The organism is Leifsonia sp. NPDC014704, from assembly GCF_043083605.1.
Taxonomy (GTDB): Bacteria; Actinomycetota; Actinomycetes; order Actinomycetales; family Microbacteriaceae; genus Leifsonia.
On sequence record NZ_JBIBYW010000001.1, the window covers coordinates 813,709 to 831,462 of the forward strand.

At 69.5% G+C, this 17,754-nt stretch carries 18 protein-coding genes and 1 tRNA gene; 8 read left to right on the top strand and 11 right to left on the bottom strand.

All coding sequences use genetic code 11. The features are described from left to right. The first annotated feature begins 429 nt into the window (after positions 1-429). On the top strand, positions 430-645 hold the full coding sequence (locus ACF1AJ_RS04035; RefSeq protein ID WP_391506217.1) for a hypothetical protein: 216 nt from the start codon (positions 430-432) through the stop codon (positions 643-645). Between the two features lie 76 nt (positions 646-721). On the opposite strand, the gene ACF1AJ_RS04040 is transcribed toward ACF1AJ_RS04035, so the two are convergent. Then, complete coding sequence (locus ACF1AJ_RS04040) at positions 722-1,111, bottom strand: RidA family protein (protein WP_309859585.1); 390 nt, start codon at positions 1,109-1,111, stop codon at positions 722-724. Positions 1,112-1,302: 191 nt separating this feature from the next. Here ACF1AJ_RS04040 and ACF1AJ_RS04045 point away from each other — a divergent pair, with 191 nt between their 5' ends. Both ACF1AJ_RS04045 and ACF1AJ_RS04050 read left to right on the top strand, forming a co-directional pair. Further along, positions 1,303-1,701 carry a hypothetical protein gene (locus ACF1AJ_RS04045; RefSeq protein WP_391506218.1) on the top strand — a complete coding sequence of 133 codons (399 nt, stop codon included), beginning with the start codon at positions 1,303-1,305 and terminating at the stop codon, positions 1,699-1,701. Between the two features lie 286 nt (positions 1,702-1,987). Beyond that, a complete protein-coding gene (locus tag ACF1AJ_RS04050; protein ID WP_391506219.1) occupies positions 1,988-2,473 on the top strand; it encodes an FBP domain-containing protein in 486 nt (161 codons plus the stop codon). 63 nt (positions 2,474-2,536) lie between these two features. On the opposite strand, the gene ACF1AJ_RS04055 is transcribed toward ACF1AJ_RS04050, so the two are convergent. Further along, a complete protein-coding gene (locus tag ACF1AJ_RS04055) occupies positions 2,537-3,424 on the bottom strand; it encodes a class II glutamine amidotransferase (protein ID WP_391506220.1) in 888 nt (295 codons plus the stop codon). 119 nt (positions 3,425-3,543) lie between these two features. Between ACF1AJ_RS04055 and ACF1AJ_RS04060 the strand changes: the two genes are divergently transcribed. Further along, on the top strand, positions 3,544-3,768 hold the full coding sequence (locus ACF1AJ_RS04060; RefSeq protein ID WP_309859574.1) for a hypothetical protein: 225 nt from the start codon (positions 3,544-3,546) through the stop codon (positions 3,766-3,768). Here ACF1AJ_RS04060 and ACF1AJ_RS04065 read toward each other — a convergent pair. The 7 genes from ACF1AJ_RS04065 to ACF1AJ_RS04095 form a co-directional block, all read right to left on the bottom strand. Beyond that, positions 3,733-4,419 carry a hypothetical protein gene (locus ACF1AJ_RS04065; RefSeq protein WP_391506221.1) on the bottom strand — a complete coding sequence of 229 codons (687 nt, stop codon included), beginning with the start codon at positions 4,417-4,419 and terminating at the stop codon, positions 3,733-3,735. The genes ACF1AJ_RS04060 and ACF1AJ_RS04065 overlap by 36 nt on opposite strands. Positions 4,420-4,469: 50 nt before the next feature. Continuing rightward, positions 4,470-5,018 (bottom strand): universal stress protein, encoded by a 549-nt coding sequence (locus ACF1AJ_RS04070; protein WP_391506222.1) that lies wholly within the window; start codon positions 5,016-5,018, stop codon positions 4,470-4,472. 28 nt (positions 5,019-5,046) lie between these two features. Further along, complete coding sequence (locus ACF1AJ_RS04075; protein ID WP_391506223.1) at positions 5,047-5,475, bottom strand: VOC family protein; 429 nt, start codon at positions 5,473-5,475, stop codon at positions 5,047-5,049. A 114-nt stretch (positions 5,476-5,589) separates the two neighbouring features. Next, entirely contained in the window at positions 5,590-6,657 is a 1,068-nt protein-coding gene (locus tag ACF1AJ_RS04080; protein WP_391506224.1) for a zinc-ribbon domain-containing protein, read from the bottom strand. 118 nt (positions 6,658-6,775) lie between these two features. Beyond that, positions 6,776-7,528 carry a methyltransferase gene (locus ACF1AJ_RS04085; RefSeq protein ID WP_391506225.1) on the bottom strand — a complete coding sequence of 251 codons (753 nt, stop codon included), beginning with the start codon at positions 7,526-7,528 and terminating at the stop codon, positions 6,776-6,778. 80 nt (positions 7,529-7,608) lie between these two features. Continuing rightward, complete coding sequence (locus tag ACF1AJ_RS04090) at positions 7,609-9,897, bottom strand: glycoside hydrolase family 3 C-terminal domain-containing protein (RefSeq protein WP_391506226.1); 2,289 nt, start codon at positions 9,895-9,897, stop codon at positions 7,609-7,611. A 53-nt stretch (positions 9,898-9,950) separates the two neighbouring features. Next, positions 9,951-11,267, bottom strand: a complete 1,317-nt coding sequence (locus tag ACF1AJ_RS04095) for an MFS transporter (protein WP_391506227.1) — start codon at positions 11,265-11,267, stop codon at positions 9,951-9,953. A gap of 99 nt (positions 11,268-11,366) precedes the next feature. Between ACF1AJ_RS04095 and ACF1AJ_RS04100 the strand changes: the two genes are divergently transcribed. Next, positions 11,367-12,011: a TetR/AcrR family transcriptional regulator gene (locus tag ACF1AJ_RS04100; RefSeq protein WP_391507432.1), complete on the top strand. Its 645-nt coding sequence runs from the start codon at positions 11,367-11,369 to the stop codon at positions 12,009-12,011. Here the strand turns inward: ACF1AJ_RS04100 and ACF1AJ_RS04105 are convergent. After that, a tRNA-Val gene (locus ACF1AJ_RS04105) sits at positions 11,971-12,043 on the bottom strand. The genes ACF1AJ_RS04100 and ACF1AJ_RS04105 overlap by 41 nt on opposite strands. 125 nt (positions 12,044-12,168) lie before the next feature. Next, positions 12,169-12,639, bottom strand: coding sequence for a peroxiredoxin (locus tag ACF1AJ_RS04110; protein ID WP_309859500.1), 471 nt, complete (start codon positions 12,637-12,639; stop codon positions 12,169-12,171). A 156-nt stretch (positions 12,640-12,795) separates the two neighbouring features. On the opposite strand from ACF1AJ_RS04110, the gene aceE reads away from it, so the two are divergent. The 3 genes from aceE to ACF1AJ_RS04125 all read left to right on the top strand — a co-directional run bounded on the left by aceE (position 12,796) and on the right by ACF1AJ_RS04125 (position 17,750). After that, on the top strand, positions 12,796-15,522 hold the full coding sequence (aceE, locus tag ACF1AJ_RS04115) for a pyruvate dehydrogenase (acetyl-transferring), homodimeric type (protein ID WP_391506228.1): 2,727 nt from the start codon (positions 12,796-12,798) through the stop codon (positions 15,520-15,522). Positions 15,523-15,545: 23 nt separating this feature from the next. After that, positions 15,546-16,745: a CdaR family transcriptional regulator gene (locus ACF1AJ_RS04120; protein ID WP_018190966.1), complete on the top strand. Its 1,200-nt coding sequence runs from the start codon at positions 15,546-15,548 to the stop codon at positions 16,743-16,745. Positions 16,746-16,829: 84 nt separating this feature from the next. Continuing rightward, entirely contained in the window at positions 16,830-17,750 is a 921-nt protein-coding gene (locus tag ACF1AJ_RS04125; RefSeq protein WP_391506229.1) for an ACP S-malonyltransferase, read from the top strand. The last annotated feature ends 4 nt before the right edge of the window (positions 17,751-17,754 follow it).

Genomic DNA, 17,754 nt, shown 5'->3' on the forward strand with positions numbered 1-17,754 from the left:
AAGCTCCGACGCGTCGGGAACCGCACCACCATCCACCACCACTCGACCCTAGCCCAGACCCGAGCGCAGCGTGACCCGGGGCGCAGATCGGCCGCGCCGCCTCTTCCGCGCCGGCAGCCGTCGCATTCTGCCGGAAATGGAGGCGTTCATGTCCCGGCCCACGCCCATCCACCTCCGTTTCTCACCCGTCGTCGGCGCGCCGCCTGATGTCTCCTCCCTTTCCGCCGCCGCGCGAAAGGGAGGACATCCTGGTCGGCTTCCCGGTGTGTCGCGAGAACGGGAGGGGATGTGACCCGCCCCGCCGCCCAGCACCTCCGTTTCCGTCGCCCAGCACCTCCGCTTCCGCCGCGGAGCGGAGCAGTGGACGACGCGGGGGTGTGCCGCGGGCATCGGGCGGTGGATGATGCCTAGAGACACGGAAGGACGCACATGGACGAGACAGCGAACACCGACCGCTCCGAATACCCCGACGACGCCGGCTACCCCGACGGCCAGGGCACTCTCGATGAAGGGACCGGCGCCTTCCGCGGCCCGACCGGCGACGAAGCGGCCGACGACGGCGGTCGCGACGACGCCGGACTCGAGGGCGAGGAGGTCGTCGAGGAGCTGTCGGAGTTCGACGGCCCTGACGAACGAGACGAGTAAGCCGAACGAGACGAGTAAGCCGAACGAGACGAGTAAGCCGAACGAGACGTGTAAGCCGCGCGGGACGAGTGGCCGCCTAGCGCGGAACCGCCGCCACCGCGTCGATCTCCACCAGCGCACCGGGCCGCGCAGGCGCGACGGTGAGCACCGTCACCGCGGTCCGGTGGTCGCCCCACACGGCCCGCGTCGCCCCGTAGGCGTCGGTCGGGTCGATCCCGGGCGCCAGGTGAATGGTGAGTTTGGCCACCTGTTCCGGCCCGCTTCCGGCCTCCTCGAGCACGGCGAGGAGGTTCCGGAGCGCTTGCTCCGTCTGTGCGGCGAGCCCATCGAGCAGGGCGCCCTCCGCATCCACCCCGTTCTGACCGCCGACGAAGAGCAGCGGACCCGGTGGGACGATCATCCCCTGGGCGAAGGCCGGGCTGCGGTACAGCTGGGGCGGGTCGACGGGGGTCGGTGTCTCGGACATGGCGCGTCCTCCCTGGTGAGTTCTGGTGAGCCTCCAGTGTCCCGCCGACCCCTGACACCGCGGCTGGTCGAATCGGAGGCGAGAGTACGGTTCCTTCCCCACGACTGACGGATCCGGCGCGTCTGCCGACTATGACTGAGGAAGGGCGGACGCCGTCCTCCGCCGTCCTGTCCCCGACCCCGAGGAATCCCGTGTCTCAGCCGCTCTCCGCCGCCGCCCGCACCGCACCGACCGTCATCACCGCGTCATTCTGGCTGTGGATCGCCAGCACGGTGGTGAGCCTGATCGCGTTCGCCGTCCTGGTCCCCGGCCTGTTCGCGGGCGCGCCGGACGGGGGCGGGATCGCCGCAGGCTCCGTGACCGGGGCGATCATCGGCTCGGGGCTGCGCGTGTTCCTCGCCACGTACCTGCTGCGCGGAGCGAACTGGGCCCGCATCGTGCTCACCGTCATCGCGGGCGTCGTTCTGCTCACCGGCATCTCGTCGCTCCTGACCGGCGACCTCCTCGGCCTCCTCGTCGTGGTCATCGTCATCGTCGCCGCCGTGCTCATGTGGCTGCCGGCCGCGCGGCCGCACTTCCGCCGGGCCTGACCCCGGCGGCTGTCGCGCCCCGGGTTGACAGCCCCCGATAGAGTGGATGTGTGAACCCGCTCATCTCGCAGCTCGACGCCGCCTTCGCGGCCACCGGGCGTCTGGAGGTCGTCGGCGCGCTCAGCGCCGGCGTCAGAGCGTTCTGAACCTGTTTCGGTGATTCTTCACCTGTTTCGGTGATTCTTCGCGCGCACGGCGCGCGACCGCGGCCGCGGCATTCCCGCGCGCGGGCTTCTCTCCCATCGGCTCGACCGATGACGGCTTCAGACATGTCAGGCGTTCATTCATGCATCCTTTGACCGAGCAACAGCTCCGTGCCTCCTTCGTCAACGCGTCCCAGCGCGAACGCAAGGAGCTCACCCTCCCCGATCTGGCGCAGGTGCGCTGGGACGACATCGACTACCTCGGCTGGCGCGACCGCAAGCTGCCCGCCCTCGGGTACGTCGTCGCCGAGATCGACGGCGCGCCCGTCGGCGTCCTGCTGCGCCAGGCGGAGGGCCGCGTCCGATCGCGCCCGCAGTGCTCCTGGTGCGAAGACGTGCACCTCCCCAACGACGTGCTCTTCTTCATCGCGAAGCGCGCCGGGAAGGCCGGCCGCAACGGCAACACGCTGGGTACGCTGGTGTGCGCCGAGTTCCAGTGCTCGGCCAACGTCCGGAGGCGCCCGCCGACGGCCTATGTCGGCTTCGACGTCGAGGCGGCCCGGCTCGCCCGCATCGAGGCCCTGCGGGAGCACGTCGACGCATTCGTCCGCAGGGTGATGGCCGAGTGAGCCGCCCCAGTGACGACTGCCTCGTGACATCGGCCCAGTGACGGCCTGAGTGAGGCGGCCCCGTCAGGCCGCCTCACTCAGGAACGGCTCGTGCCGGTACCCATCGTCGTCCAGCACGGCCACCGTGTTCTCCGGAACTTCCACGAAGGCGCCGGGCATGTCGTTGAGCGGCTCCGAGACGACCACCTTGGCGTGGTCGCCGAAGACCTCGAGCCGGGCTGCATCCGGGAACATCTCGCGCAGTTCGGGCACGGCCACCGAGTGGAACAGTGACCGGCTGCGCTGGGCGGACGAGTAGCGGAACGCCCACATCCTGGTCCCGTCGGACACCGCGAACGTGCCCTGCACCGGGAACTGGATGCCGTGCTTGTGCCCGGTCTCCTCGACGAATCGCAGGGCCCGCCCGAGTCCGGCGACCGGATCGTCCATCAGCCCCATCGTCAGGGCGACGTAGAACAGGGTCTCGGTGTCCGTCGTCCCCTGGATGAGCGGGAACAGCTCGGAGTCGACCGAGAAGGCGAGGTCGCGCTTCATCTTCGTGAAGCCGTCGAGGAATCCGTTGTGCATGAACAGCCAGTTCTCATAGCGGAACGGGTGGCAGTTCGACTGCTGGATGGGCGGATGCGCCGCAGCCCGCACATGCCCGAAGAACAGCGGGCTGGCGATGGCATTGGTGAGCTCGTGCAGGTTCTCGTCGTGCCACGCCGGCTCGATGCTGTGGAACAGCGCCGGGATGTTGCCCTCGCTCGTGTCCTCCGGGTACCAACCGAAACCGAAGCCGTCGCCGTTCACAGTCTCCGCGCCGAGCGGCGAGTTGAGCGACTGCGCCACCAGCGAATGTTGCGCATCCAGGATGAGGACGGCGGGTTTCAGGGGCTCCCCCGAGTATGCAAGCCAGCGGCACATGACGACCTCCTCGAACGTGGTGGGCCCTGCGGACGGGTTGACCATAACCCCGGCCCGGCGCCCGCGGGAATACACCACTTCCGACCGCGCAACGCCCTCCGACCACGCCGTCCTCGAGCTGTCAAGGGATGGCCGCGGAACGCTCGGTCTACTTGGCTGGACCCATGAAGACGCACGCACGGTTCCTCCGCCAGGGACTGGAGGTTACGGAGATCTCCAACCGCGAATGGCGGGTGAGCGACACCCGGTTCGCCGAGATCGGTGCTCCGGACGTCGTCGGCTTCATCCTCCAGCTGGAGGGGATGTTCGAGGTGACGCAGATCGGCCGGCCCGGCCAGCGCACCTACTTCCGGTCATTCGACGCCGCTCTCGACGCGCTGCGCTCCTGACCCGGCGCGGTCGCGGCGACCCCGCCGCACCGGGATCGAACGACGGCTGAGCACAGCGGCCACGAGGAAGCACGCAGCGCCGAGGAACGTGCCGAGGTTCGCCCAGAACAGGCTCACGAGGGAGCCCGTCGAGGGGATGACGTAAGCCCCCACGGCGGAGAGGGCGAACAGCACGGAGCCGAGCATGTTCAGCCAGGTGCCGTGCCAGGTGCGCGCGCGGGGGTCCCACAGGCGGTCCTGGTCGACCGTCGCGACGACCGCGAGGGCGCTGGCGACGAGGAAGCAGATCGAGCCGAGGGCGTCCGGCCGCCAGCCGCTCCCCACCCGTGCCGCGTCGTTGACCGCGGTGAGCAGCGCCTCCGTGGTGCTCACATTGAAGAACAGGGTGCCTGCGAACTGGATGGCCGCCGCCCACCAGTCGAACAGGTCGGGACGTTCGCCGCCGCGTCGGGGCGGCTTGCGTCCGCTCAGCGCGAGCTGGATGAACGCGGCGGCCGTGAAGAACAGCGCACCGACGAAGAACGTGACCGCGGCGACCACCGGGCCGACCGCCTGCTGGTAGTACGGGACGGCGCCGAGCAGGAAGAACAGCGACCCGATCGCGAACCCCCAGGCCTCCCGCCGGAGTCGGATAGCACGTTCTGCCGACATGGTCGAAGACTAGAGCGAGGGATTCGGCCTGCGGCAGTGGGTCGTTCGGCTCATGCGAGCGTCGGACCGTTCCGGTCCTTCGTCACCGGGACGACCACGACCGGGACCGTCTGGTCATGCGTCAGATGCGCGCCGACCGAGCCGGCCAGCCAGTTCTCCAACGTGTGCGAGAAGCCGCGGCGGTGCGTGCCGACCACGATGATGCGCGCGTCGACCTCCGCGGCCAGCCGCGCCAGTGCCTTCGCAGGGTCGCCGGCGAGCAGCCGGAGCGCCCAGCTCGAGGGCTTGTCCGGCCGTTCGTCGATCGCCGATCCGATGGCGGCGGACAGCGCGAGGACCGCTTCGCCCTCGCCGGACCCGACCTCCGTAGGGTGCAACGACTCCCCCGCGACGTCCGACGGGTCCCACTCGGTCAGGTAGCTGTCCTCCGAGACGTACGCGCACAGCAGCGGACGCTCGAATTCGACAGCCAACCGCGCCGCCTCGTCGAGCACCGCCCTGGCCTGGCCACGGTGCACCCCGACGATGATCGCGCCGCCCATCTCGGGAGCGCCGGGGTCCGGCGCAGCGTCCGCGGCCTCCGCCGCAGGCTCGTCCATCTCGCTCACCGCCCGCTGCGGCGCCCGCCTAGCCCTCTGCCTCCTGCGGCGTCCCCGCGATGTTGATCAGCCACTGCACGCCGAAGCGGTCGACCGCCATACCGAAGCTGTCGCCCCAGGGCGCCTTGTTGAGCGGCTCGAGGACGTTTCCGCCCTCGATGAGCTTCTCCCAGTAGCCGGTCAGCTCCGCCTCGTCGTCGCCGCTCAGCGAGATGCTGATTGCGCTGCCCTCGGTGAAGTCCATGTGGGCGGGGACGTCGGCCGCCATGAGCGTGAAGCCGCCCGGTGTCGTCAGCTGCGAGTGCATGATCAGGTCGTTGTCGGCCGGATCCTGAGCCATCTGGAACTCGGCGAAGGTGCTGCGCTGCACCTCTCCGCCGAAGACCGACTGGTAGAAGTCCATCGCCTCGCGGGCGGACGAACGGAAGTTGAGGTAGGGGTTGAGTGTCGACGGCATGGTGTCCTCCTTGTGAGAGCTCCCGAGCCGGTGAATGCCGGTTCGCCGCCCAGCGTAGCGAGCACCCGCAACCCGGGACCAGAGCCTTCACGCGCGAGAAGGCATGCGATGCGGTCAGCGCAGGTACGCCGCCACGAACAGGTCGCCGCGGATCTCCCCCAGGCGCTCGACGATCCGGTCCACGAGCGCGTCGGTGATCCCGCCCGCGTGCACGTCGTAGGGGCCGATCGGCTGCAGCTTGCCGCAGCGGACCCGCACCACCTCCCATCCCGACGCCCGCAGCAGGCGGTCCTTACGCCGGTCCGACGCCTCGCGCGGGCCGACGTGTTCGAGTCCATGCCGTCCGGTGGTGTCGTACTCGATCGCGACGCGGAGGTCGGGTAGCAGGATGTCGGGCCACACCTCCAAATGGGAGTGGAAGGGTTTCGCGACCCGGACGGCGTTCTTCGAGAGATCGATGTCCAGCCGCTCCGCCAGACGCCGCTTCAGTTCCGGTTCGGCCGCGGAGGCCGGCGTCGGCGCCCAGCGACTGACGAACGCCTCGCCGACCGGCACCGCCTCCGCCCCCGCGCGGGCATGCCGGCAGATGGGGCACCTCCTGCCGCCGAGGATGCGCTCGATGCTCGTCTGGTACGACGGATGCCCCTGGTCGCACTGCCACGAGAACGTCCCCGCGGTGCTGTTCGCGTTGGACACGGCGACGCGCGATCCGGGGGCGGCCATGCTGACCAGCTGCTCCCGCGTCAGCGGTTCCCGATCGAGCCGGCGGCAGAGGTAGCAACGGTCGTCGTCCGGGTCGTTCTCGATCCTCCGCAGGTCGCGGGCGTGGCCGCACGCGTGGAGTCCGGCGTCCGGTTCCACCGTTCGCACCGGCTTCGGTGCCGCCGCCGCGGAGCATTGCGGGCACCACGCCGATCGGCGTCGCGTCCCGCCGGGCCGAGCCCGCTGCTCCTCCGGCGTCGCGACGAACCGGTGACCGGAGTCGCACTCCCACACCAGGTAGACGTCGGCCGCGGGCGGCACCTGCGTCAGCGTGATCCCGTGGTTGAGGTCGGGATGGTACTGGCGGACGAGCACGGGATACCGCTCCCAGTCGGTGCGGTACCGCCCGACCTCGTAGGGCACGGCAACGCCCTTCGACCACTGGCGGCGCGCCCACCACTGCTCGACGCTCTCCGGCACGGCATCCCTCCTCATCCTGAGGCTAGAACGCACCACCGTCACTGCAGCCCCGCGATTCGTGCCGAATGTGCGCTTTCGCGGCGCCGAAGCGCACATTCGGCAGGAATCTGCGCGCGGCTCAGAGCACGAACGGGAGGAGGGCGCGCCGCTCGGAGGGGTAATCCGGGAAGGTCTCGCGGTACCAGCGGTGGTTCGCGAACGCCCGGGGCGCCAGGTTCGCGAACGTGTACAGCGCGAACGCGGTACCGGCGAGCGACCAGGTGGCGACCGCCCATCCCGTCCACTCGATCATCTCGCCGAGATAGTTGGGGCTCGAGACGTACCGGAAGCCGCCGCCCTGAGGGATGCGGTACCCGCCTCCCGACCGTCGCAGCAGCCGCAGCGTGCGGTCGGAGCGCGCATTCAGCGTGAGCCCGCCCGCGAACAGGACGACGCCGGCCCAGAACCGCCAGTCCCCCAGCCACGACACGGGATAGTTCCAGTACTCAGAGATCCATCGCGCGTTGACCCACGCGTTCAGCAGGTTGAAGCCGATCGCGAGCAGCATCACGAGCACGGGCATCCGTGACCCCGAGCGCATCAGGAACGGGTAGACGAATGCCCTGTACACGTAGTGCACAAGCCAGAGCGCCAGGAACAGAAGCGGCACGAGATCGAAGCGGTGCGATCCGAGCAGGTAGAACACCACGAAGAGGATGGACGCGGGCGCCTCCATGACGACCCAGCCGACCCGCGCGGGCACCGTGGGGCCCCATCCGCCGCGCCCGTGCCGCCCGCCGTACGGCGCGACGATGAACAGCAGCGCGACGAACGTCACGACGGCCAGCGCGATCTCGACGTAGACGAACCAGCGGTACGGTCCCTCGGGCATGCGGCCAGCCTAGCCACGCGGCGGCCGCACACGGCGATGCCCCGGCCCGCCGAGCTCCACTCGGCGAACCGGGGCCGGCGTCACTGCTGCTGCGCGTTCGCGGCGGCGAGCAGCCCGTCGATCATGTCGGGCGTCACCTGGCCGCCGGACATCATGCCGACGCGCCCGATCGGAAAGGATGCCATCATCCGCTCCATCGAGACGCCTTCCGGCATGATCGACGACGCGCCGTCGAGCAGCTCCGACATCCCCGCCAGCGCTCCCTGCACCATCGGACCGGCGACGGGATGCGCGAGCACCTCGCCGAGCGACGACTCGCGCGTGAGCGGCAGCCGCACCTCGTCTCCGTCGAGCGTGGCCGAGACCGCGGCGCGCAGGTCGCGGCTGGAGGCGCCCACCTCGATCGTGTACTCGCCGCCCTCGACCACCCAGCGGTCGGCGCGAACGTCCCAGTACGCCAGGTCCTCGCGCCGGATCGTCACCGCGACCTCACCGGAGGCGCCCGGCTCGAGCTCGATCGCGCCGAAGCCCTTGAGCTCCCGCGGTGGCCGCTGAACGCGCGACCCGGCCAGCGACGTGTACACCTGCACCACCTCACGACCGGAGCGCTCCCCCGTGTTCGTCACGGTGACGCGCACCTCGATGTCGCCGGATGCAGTCACGGAAGCGCTCGCGTCGCCGTAGGAGAAGGTCGTGTAGGAGAGTCCGTGACCGAACGGGTACTCGACCTCCATCCGGCGCGCATCGTACCAGCGGTAGCCGACGAACAGGCCCTCGCCGTACCGGACGTGTCCCTCCTCGCCGGGGAAGTTGAGGAACGCCGGGGTGTCCTCCAGCCGCAACGGGACCGTCTCGGTGAGCTTGCCCGACGGGTTGATCGCGCCGAACAGTACGTCGGCGGTGGCGGAGCCGCCCGCCTGGCCGAGCAGCCATCCCTCCACGATCGCCGGCACGGTCCTCGAGAACGGGAGCGTCACCACACCGCCGTTGGACAGCACGACCATCGTGCGCGGGTTGGCCGCGACGACCGCATCGATGACGGCCAGCTGGTCCGCCGGCAGGTCGATGTCGTCGCGGTCGTAGCCCTCCGACTCCAGCCGTGCGGGCAAGCCGGCGAAGACCACGGCCACGTCGGCGGAGGATGCGGCCGCGATAGCTTCGTCGCGCAGTCGCGACGACTCCGCCGCATCCACCTCGGCCGCCAGCGAGAACCCCGGTGCGTACGTCACGTCGGCGGCCGCCGCGCGCATGGCGGTGAGGGCGTCGTCGAGCCGGGTGGGGTGGATCATCGACGACCCGGCGCCCTGGTACCGCGGCTTGTCGGCGAACGCGCCGATGACCGCGATCGACCGGTCGGCGTCGAGCGGCAGAAGCGGCTGCCCGCCGTCCCCGGCCGCGTCGTTCTTCAGCAGCACGATGGATCGACCGGCCGCCTCCCGGGCCAGGGCGTGGTGGGCGTCCACATCGAGCGGACCCTGCACGCGCTCGGTGGCCGCCCAGCGCGTAGCGAGCGCAGCCACCCGGGCCGCCGACGCATCCAGCACGGACTCGTCGAGCGAGCCGTCGCCCACCGCCGCGACGACCGCGGCATCGCTCAGCCCGGCGTTGCCCGGCATCTCGAGGTCGAGTCCGGCGTGCAGGGCGGCGACCCGGTCGCTGACCGCTCCCCAGTCGGAGACGACCAGGCCCTGGAAGCCCCACTCGTCGCGCAGCACGTCGGTGAGCAGCCACCGGTTCTCGGACGCGAAGACGCCGTTGATGCGGTTGTACGAGCACATCACCGTGTGCGGCTGGGCGTCCTCGACGACCCGTTGGAAGCCGCGCAGGTAGATCTCGCGCAGCGGCCGCGGGTCCACATCGGAGGAGGAACGCATCCGGTCGTCCTCCTGGTTGTTGGCCGCGAAGTGCTTCAGCGACGCACCGACCCCCTGCGACTGGATGCCGCGCACGAGCGCAGCGCCGAGCACGCCGGAGACGATGGGATCCTCGCTCAGGTACTCGAAGTTACGGCCGCACAGCGGCGACCGCTTGATGTTGATGCCCGGGCCCAGGAGGACGGCGACGTCCTCGATGGACGACTCGACGCCCAGCGCGGTGCCGACGCGCTCGACCAGCTCGACATCCCACGAGGAGCCGAGGGCCACCGCGGGCGGGAAGCAGGTCGCCGGAACGCTGTCGCCGATCCCTAGGTGATCGCCGCCCTCCCGCTGCTTGCGGAGGCCGTGCGGGCCGTCGGTGAGCATGACGGACGGGATGTCGCCGACCGCCTTCGTGCGCCAGAAGCTCTCCCCGCTGGTGAGCGAGGCCTTCTCCTCGACGCTGAGCCCGGAGATGTCGGCAGCGGTGGCCGCCGTGGTCGTGTCTGTCATGTGTTTCCTTCCGTGTGGTGCGTGGAGCAGTGAGGCAGAGAAGTCGGTCGGGGTCAGCGGGTCGCCTTGATGGGCCAGACGGCCAATGCCCCCAGGATGCCGAGGACGATCCCGATGGGGAAGAGTCCGGCGTATCCGAAGGCGAGCACGATCGCGCCGGCGACACCCGGGGCGAGGGTCTGCGGCAGGGTGGCGGCGATGTTCACGACGCCGAGGTCCTTCGCGAAGGACTTCGCGGACGGGAGCACCTCGCTCATGAGGGCGGTGTCCACAGCCTGGAACATCCCGAAGCCGAATCCCGAGATGGCCGTCATGATCACCCAGGCGCTCAGATCGGGCCAGAGCCACGGCAGCAGGAAGGCGACGCTGACAACCGCGGCAGAGGCGAACACGAAGGGCTTGCGACGACCGAAGCGGTCGGAGAGCGGGCCGGAGACCACCGTCGAGATGATGATGCCGGCGAGGCTGAGCAGCCCGAGCAGCGGGATGACCTGCTCCGGGTGCGCGACATGGAAGTAGTCGGTCAGCAGGAAGAGCTGGTACCCCGTCACGGCGAAGTAGCCGGTGTAGAGCAGCAGTCGTCCGGTGAACGCCCAGAAGAAGTCGGGGTGCGCGATCGGGTTGACCCAGAACGTCCGGAGGAACTCGCCCAGGGTGAACGGCTCCCGCTCGAGTGCCCGGCTCGAGTAGTCGGGGTTGAGAAGGACGAACAGGCTCAGGACGACGAGCGAGAACACGGCGAAGAAGACGTAGCCGACGGCGATGCTGTTGAAGAAGAGCGAGCCGATGATCGAGCCGCCGAGCGCGCCCACCATCAGCCCGATCCCGGAGAGGGCGGCGAACGTGCCGCGGCGCTTGAGCGGCACCCGGTCGGGCATGACCGCCGTGAGCGGGCCCTGGGCGAAGTTGTAGCAGATCTGCACGAGGGTCCAGGCGATGATGACGCCGATGAGCGAGTTCGCGAAGGCGAGACCGATCAGCGACAGTCCGCCGGCGAGGGAGCCGAGGAGGATCCACGGCGCTCTGCGGCCGAAGCGCGACCGGGTGCGGTCGGAGATCTGGCCGGCGATCGGCTGCGCGATCATGGCCGCGAATGCGCCGATAGTCGCCACGATCGTGAGGTTGGCGACCTTGTCCTGCTCGCCGAACAGCTGCGTGATCTGCTGCGGGAGGAGGATGCCGGGCAGCGCGCCCCAGATCAGATAGATGCCGAGGTTGGCGGGGATGATCCACACCATCAGCCGGCGGAGGCCCCTGATGGGCGCGGGCGGGTCGTCGTTGCCGGAGGCGGTGCCGACGAAGGTGTTGGTCGTGATCGGTGTCGGCTCAGCGGCGGGTTCGCCGAGCGGGACGGAGGTGTCTGACGTCATTGTCGAAGGGGTTCCTCTCACCATCCACCGTGGACGGTGGGAAAACCATACGTCACTCGGTTTTCAGAAAGCAAGCGCTGTTCGGTTTATGATGGAGGCATGGCACGACGAGGTTCCTACGCGAAAGGCGTGGCGAAGCGGGACGAGATCCTGGAGCGCGCGCTCGAGGTGATCGCTCGCGAGGGCATCCGCGGAGCGTCGGTGAAGGAGCTGGCGGATGCGGTGGGCCTCAGCCAGGCCGGCCTCCTCCACTACTTCGACAGCAAGGAGGAGCTGTTCACGGCGATCCTCCGCAAACGCGACGAGGTCGACAGCCGCCGCTTCGGCGACGTGGACGAGCAGGCGTCGCTCGACCGCATCCGCGACGGGTACGTCGGAATCGTGCGGCACAACGCCGAGGTTCCGGGTCTGGTGCAGCTGTTCTCGCGCCTGGCGGTCGACGCCGGCGACCCGCAGCATCCCGCCCACGACTACTTCGTCGAGCGCAGTGCGGCCCTCCGCCGCACGTTCGCCGCGGCGCTCGCGGAACGCCAGGGCGCCGACGCGGTCGGGAGCCGGGTCGACCCGGACACGCTCGCGCGCATCCTGCAGGCGGTCTCCGACGGCATGCAGCTGCAGTGGCTGCAGGACCCGTCGGTCGACATGGCCGCGACGGTCGACGCGCTCTTCGAGCTGCTCGGGCCCAACCGACCGATTCGAGAAGTGGGCCCTGCCGGGATCGAACCGACGACATCCACGGTGTAAACGTGGCGCTCTACCAGCTGAGCTAAAGGCCCGTGACGCCCCTCTACCCTACCGAACCCGTCACCTCGCGAGAGATTTGCGCCAAATCTCTGTTATGCGTGTCTCATAACCGAGATTTGCGCCAAATCTTCGCCACGCGGAGGGCGTCAGGCGGCGGTCAGACGTGGGCGGGGAGCCGGTCGAGCGCCGCGCGGTACGCGTCGATCGAGCGGGCCTCGCCCGGCGCGGTGATGAAGGACTGGCGGATGATGCCGCGCTCGTCGATGAGGAAGGTCGCGCGGTTCGCGAAGCCCTTCTCGGGAAGGAAGACGCCGTACTCCTTGGCGATATCGCCGTGCGGCCAGAAGTCCGCGAGCAGCGAGAATTCGTAGCCCTCCTGCTCCGCCCACGCCCGCAGCGTGAACTTGGAGTCGACCGAGACGCCCAGCAATTCGACCCGGTGATCCTCGAACAGGGAGATGTTGTCGCGCAGCGCGCACAGCTCGCCGGTGCAGGTGCCCGAGAAAGCGAGCGGGAAGAAGACGATCGCGACCGCCTTCCTGCCCCGGAAGTCGCTCAGTCGAACCGTCTCCCCGTACTGGTTGAGCAGTTCGAAATCGGGTGCGAGCGTGTCGTTCTCTAGAGCCACGATGACACAGCCTAGACCTCGGTTCTCGCAGCACCAAGTGACGGTCAACGACGGCGCCGGAGTGAGGCTAGGCTGGACGATGGTGCCCGCGCTTGTCGAAACCCGACAGCGCTCCGGCTTGTCCACGATCCATCCGACACAAGAAAGAGGTCGAGGGTGACTGTAAACGACCAGGACCCGTACTCGATGAATAACATCGATTCGGACCCGGAGGAGACCGCCGAGTGGCGCGAATCCCTCGACCAACTGGTTGCGGCCCATGGCCATGAGCGTGCTCGCGAGATCATGCTCAGCCTGCTCAAGCGCTCGAAGGAACTGCACGTCGGCGTGCCGATGGTCCCGACGACGGATTACATCAACACGATCTCCCCGGAGAACGAGCCCGAGTTCCCCGGTGACGAGGAGATCGAGCGCCGCTACCGCGCGTGGATCCGCTGGAACGCCGCCGTCCTCGTCCACCGTGCGCAGCGCCCCGGCATCGCCGTCGGCGGCCACATCTCGACGTACGCGTCGAGCGCCGCGCTCTACGAGGTCGGCTTCAACCACTTCTTCCGCGGCCAGGACCACCCGGGCGGCGGCGACCAGATCTTCATCCAGGGCCACGCCTCCCCCGGCACCTACGCCCGGGCGTTCCTCGAGGGGCGCCTGAGCGCCGACCAGCTCGACGGCTTCCGCCAGGAGAAGTCGCACGCCGGCGGCGGCCTCTCGAGCTACCCGCACCCGCGCCTCATGCCCGAGTTCTGGCAGTTCCCGACCGTGTCGATGGGCCTCGGGCCGATCAACGCGATCTACCAGGCGCAGCTCAACAAGTACCTCACCAACCGCGGCATCAAGGACGCCTCCGACCAGCACGTCTGGGCGTTCCTCGGCGACGGCGAGATGGATGAGGTCGAGTCGCGCGGTCAGCTCCAGGTCGCGGCCAACGAGAAGCTCGACAACCTCACCTTCGTCATCAACGCGAACCTGCAGCGCCTCGACGGCCCGGTCCGCGGCAACGGCAAGATCATCCAGGAGCTCGAGAGCTTCTTCCGCGGCGCAGGCTGGAACGTCATCAAGGTCATCTGGGGCCGCGAGTGGGACGACCTGCTCGCCCGCGACGCCGACGGCGCGCTCGTCAACCTCATGAACGAGACGCCCGACGGCGACTACCAGACGTACAAGACCGAGAGCGGCGCCTACGTCCGTGAGAACTTCTTCGGCCGCGACCCGCGGACGCTGGAGCTCGTCAAGGACTACAGCGACGACCAGATCTGGAACCTCAAGCGCGGTGGCCACGACTACCGCAAGGTGTACGCCGCCTTCAAGGCGGCCGCCGAGCACAAGGGCCAGCCGACCGTCATCATCGCCAAGACCATCAAGGGCTACGGGCTCGGCCCGTCGTTCGAGGGCCGCAACGCGACCCACCAGATGAAGAAGATGACGCTGGACAACCTGAAGACGTTCCGCGATGCCATGCGCATCCCGATCACGGACGCCCAGCTCGAGGAGAACCCGTACCTTCCGCCGTACTACAACCCCGGTGCGGACGACGAGGCGATCCAGTACCTGCACGACCGCCGCCGCGCGCTCGGCGGCTACGTGCCGGAGCGCCGCGCGAAGTACACGCAGCTCAACCTGCCGGACGACTCCGCGTACGCGATCTCGAAGAAGGGCTCCGGAACGCAGGAGGTCGCCACGACCATGGCGTTCGTCCGCCTGCTGAAGGACCTGCTCCGCTCGAAGGACTTCGGGCACCGCATCGTCCCGATCATCCCGGACGAGGCGCGCACCTTCGGTATGGACGCCTTCTTCCCGAACGCGAAGATCTACAACCCGAACGGCCAGCACTACACGTCGGTCGACCGCGAGCTGCTCCTCGCCTACAAGGAGAGCCCGCAGGGCCAGATCATCCACGTCGGCATCAACGAGGCCGGCGCGCTGGCCGCTTTCACCAACGTGGGCACGTCGTACTCGACGCAGGGCGAGCCGCTCATCCCGGTCTACGTCTTCTACTCGATGTTCGGCTTCCAGCGCACGGGCGACGCCCTGTGGGCGGCGGGCGACCAGATGGCGCGCGGCTTCCTCATCGGTGCTACCGCCGGTCGGACCACGCTGACCGGTGAGGGCCTGCAGCACGCGGACGGCCACTCGCCGCTCCTCGCATCCACCAACCCGGCCGTCGTCCAGTACGACCCCGCGTACGGCTACGAGATCGGCCACATCGTGCGCGCCGGCCTCGAGCGGATGTACGGCGGCAACCACCCGGACCCGAACGTCATGTACTACCTCACGGTGTACAACGAGCCGATCGTCCAGCCGGCCGAGCCGGAGGGCGTGGATGTGGACGGCATCGTCCGCGGCGTCTACAAGCTGCGCGCCGGCGAGGGCGATGGGCCGAAGGCCCAGCTGCTCGCGTCGGGCGTCTCCGTGCCGTGGGCCCTGGAGGCCCAGCACCTGCTCGCGCAGGACTGGGGAGTCTCGGCCGACGTGTGGAGCGTCACCTCGTGGGGCGAGCTGCGCCGCGACGGTCTCGCCGCCGAGGAGCACAACTTCCTCTACCCGCAGCAGGAGAAGCAGGTGCCGTACGTCACGCGCAAGTTGGAGGGGTCCGAGGGCCCGTTCGTCGCCGTCACCGACTACTCGCACGCCGTGCCGGACATGATCCGTCAGTTCGTCCCGGGCGAGTACGCGACCCTTGGCGCCGACAGCTTCGGCTTCTCAGACACCCGCCCCGCGGCTCGCCGGTTCTTCAAAATCGACGGACCGTCGATGGTGGTGCGGACGCTGGAGCTGCTCGCCGCGCAGGGCAAGGTCGACCCGAACGCCCCCGCCTGGGCGATCGAGAAGTACCTCCTGCACGACGTCAACGCCGGCACCACGGGCAGCGCGGGCGGCGAGGCGTAACGGCTCCCGTGGCAGGCAGCCAGGTGGAGAGGACGAAGCCCGAGACGCTCGCGTGGCTGCGCAAGATTTCGGGTGAGCTGGCGACGACCACGCTCAAGCGGCTCGAGGACACCCTCCCCTGGTACCGCGACATGCCACCGGGCCGGCGCAGCGCCGTCGGCCTGGTGGCCCAGGCGGGTATCTCGTCCTTCATCTCCTGGTACGACGATCCCCGCTCGACGCCGTGGATCGCCGCCGACGTGTTCGGCGCGGCCCCCCGCGAGCTGCTTCGCAGCGTGAGCCTGCAGCAGACGCTGCAGCTCATCAAGATCACCGTCGAGGTGGTCGAGGAGCGCGTGAAGACGGCGGGAAGCGAGGATCTGCGGGAGGCCATCCTGCTGTACTCCCGCGAGATCGCGTTCGCGGCGGCCGACGTCTACGCGCGTGCCGCCGAGGCCCGCGGCCTGTGGGATGCACGCCTCGAAGCCCTGGTCGTCGACAGCATCCTGACCGGCGAGTACGACGACGAGCTCCCGAGCCGCATCGCCGCGCTCGGCTGGCACGGCCACGGCGAGGTCAGCGTCCTTGTCGGGACCGCCCCGAAGATGCTCGACGTCGACCAGCTGCGCCGCACCGCCCGGCACATGTCGGCCGACGTGCTGATCGGCGTGCAGGGCAGCCGGCTGGTGCTCGTGATCGGCCGCGCCTGGCCGAGCAACAGCACGCCGGAGGAGGCGATCGGCGCCGCCCCCGTGGTCTCGTTCATGGAGATCGCACAGCAGCTGGAGCCCGGCTTCGGCCCTGGCCATCTGGTGCTCGGCCACGAGGTCCCGAGCCTGGTGGATGCGTCCAAGAGCGCGAAGGCGGCCCTCGCCGGTTTCGCCGTCGCCCGGGCCTGGCGCAACTGCCCGCGCCCGGTTCACGCGGACGACCTGCTCCCGGAGCGCGCCCTCGCCGGCGACGGCCTCGCCCGCGCGACGCTGATCAGTCGCATCTACCGCCCACTGCAGGGCTACTCCACCGAGCTGCTGACCACGCTCTGGTGCTACCTCGACAACGGCCGCTCGCTGGAGGCGACGGCGCGGGAGCTGTTCGTGCACCCGAACACCGTCCGCTACCGCCTGAAGCGCGTCTCCGAGGTCATCGGCTGGGATGCGACCGGCGCGCGCGAGGCCCTGATCTTGCAGGCTGCGCTGATCGTCGGCTCCATCAACGAGCCCGACTCACCCCGCCGCGGCGGCTGAGTTGTAGACAACCACAAAGCATTCTCGAATAGTTCGTATCCATCCGACACATCCGCCCTGCGGAAGATTGGCAGACTGGAAACCGTGATCGTCATCGTGTGCCCGGGTCAGGGATCCCAGACCCCTGGCTTCCTGGACCCATGGCTCAGCGAGTCCTCGTTCCGCGACCAGCTCACCGGCATCTCCGACGCCGTGGGCATCGACCTCGTAGCGCACGGAACCGTCAGCGACGCGGACACCATCCGCGACACCGCGGTCGCTCAGCCGCTCATCGTCTCGGCCGGACTCCTGACGCTGTCCGCGCTGTTCGCCGACGGGCGCCGCGACCGGGTCGGCGGCATCGCCGGCCACTCCGTCGGCGAGCTCACCGCGGCCGCGGGAGCCGGTGTCCTCAGCGAGACCGACGCCGTCGCCTTCGTGCGCGAGCGCGGCGCCGCCATGGCCCGCGCGGCCGCCGAGGCGCAGACCGGCATGAGCGCCGTGATCGGCGCCGACGAGACCGAGCTCCTCGCCCGCCTCGACGAGCTTGGCCTCTCCCCCGCCAACTACAACGGAGGCGGCCAGATCGTCGTCGCCGGCGCTCTGGATGCGCTGGCCCAGCTGGCCGAGAACCCGCCGGCCCGCGCGCGCGTGATTCCTCTGCAGGTCGCCGGTGCATTCCACACCCGGTACATGGCGTCCGCCGTCCCGGCGCTCGAGCAGTTCGCCTCCACCCTGACGACGAACGACCCGACGCTGCGTCTCTGGACCAACAAGGACGGCTCGGAGGTGACCGACGGCGCGGAGTTCCTGCGACTCCTCGTCGGCCAGGTCTCGTCGCCGGTGCGCTGGGACCTCGACATGAAGGCCTTCGAGGAGGCCGGCGTCACCGGCCTGATCGAGGTCGCCCCCGCCGGCGCGCTCGTCGGCCTCGCCAAGCGCGGCCTGAAGGGCGTCCCGACCGTCGCCATCAAGACCCCCGACGACCTGCCGGCCGCCTTCGACCTCATCGACCAGGCCGCGTAAGGCC

Excerpts from the sequence above, each read along its gene's own strand:
- ACF1AJ_RS04050 (WP_391506219.1), top strand. The coding sequence starts at position 1,988 with ATGCATCCTTTGACCGAGCAACAGCTCCGTGCCTCCTTCGTCAACGCG.
- ACF1AJ_RS04085 (WP_391506225.1), bottom strand. The coding sequence starts at position 7,528 with ATGCCCGAGGGACCGTACCGCTGGTTCGTCTACGTCGAGATCGCGCTG.
- ACF1AJ_RS04065 (WP_391506221.1), bottom strand. The coding sequence starts at position 4,419 with ATGTCGGCAGAACGTGCTATCCGACTCCGGCGGGAGGCCTGGGGGTTC.
- ACF1AJ_RS04075 (WP_391506223.1), bottom strand. The coding sequence starts at position 5,475 with ATGCCGTCGACACTCAACCCCTACCTCAACTTCCGTTCGTCCGCCCGC.
- ACF1AJ_RS04090 (WP_391506226.1), bottom strand. The coding sequence starts at position 9,897 with ATGACAGACACGACCACGGCGGCCACCGCTGCCGACATCTCCGGGCTC.
- ACF1AJ_RS04060 (WP_309859574.1), top strand. The coding sequence starts at position 3,544 with ATGAAGACGCACGCACGGTTCCTCCGCCAGGGACTGGAGGTTACGGAG.
- ACF1AJ_RS04070 (WP_391506222.1), bottom strand. The coding sequence starts at position 5,018 with ATGGACGAGCCTGCGGCGGAGGCCGCGGACGCTGCGCCGGACCCCGGC.
- ACF1AJ_RS04100 (WP_391507432.1), top strand. The coding sequence starts at position 11,367 with ATGGCACGACGAGGTTCCTACGCGAAAGGCGTGGCGAAGCGGGACGAG.
- ACF1AJ_RS04095 (WP_391506227.1), bottom strand. The coding sequence starts at position 11,267 with ATGACGTCAGACACCTCCGTCCCGCTCGGCGAACCCGCCGCTGAGCCG.
- ACF1AJ_RS04040 (WP_309859585.1), bottom strand. The coding sequence starts at position 1,111 with ATGTCCGAGACACCGACCCCCGTCGACCCGCCCCAGCTGTACCGCAGC.
- ACF1AJ_RS04035 (WP_391506217.1), top strand. The coding sequence starts at position 430 with ATGGACGAGACAGCGAACACCGACCGCTCCGAATACCCCGACGACGCC.
- ACF1AJ_RS04055 (WP_391506220.1), bottom strand. The coding sequence starts at position 3,424 with ATGGTCAACCCGTCCGCAGGGCCCACCACGTTCGAGGAGGTCGTCATG.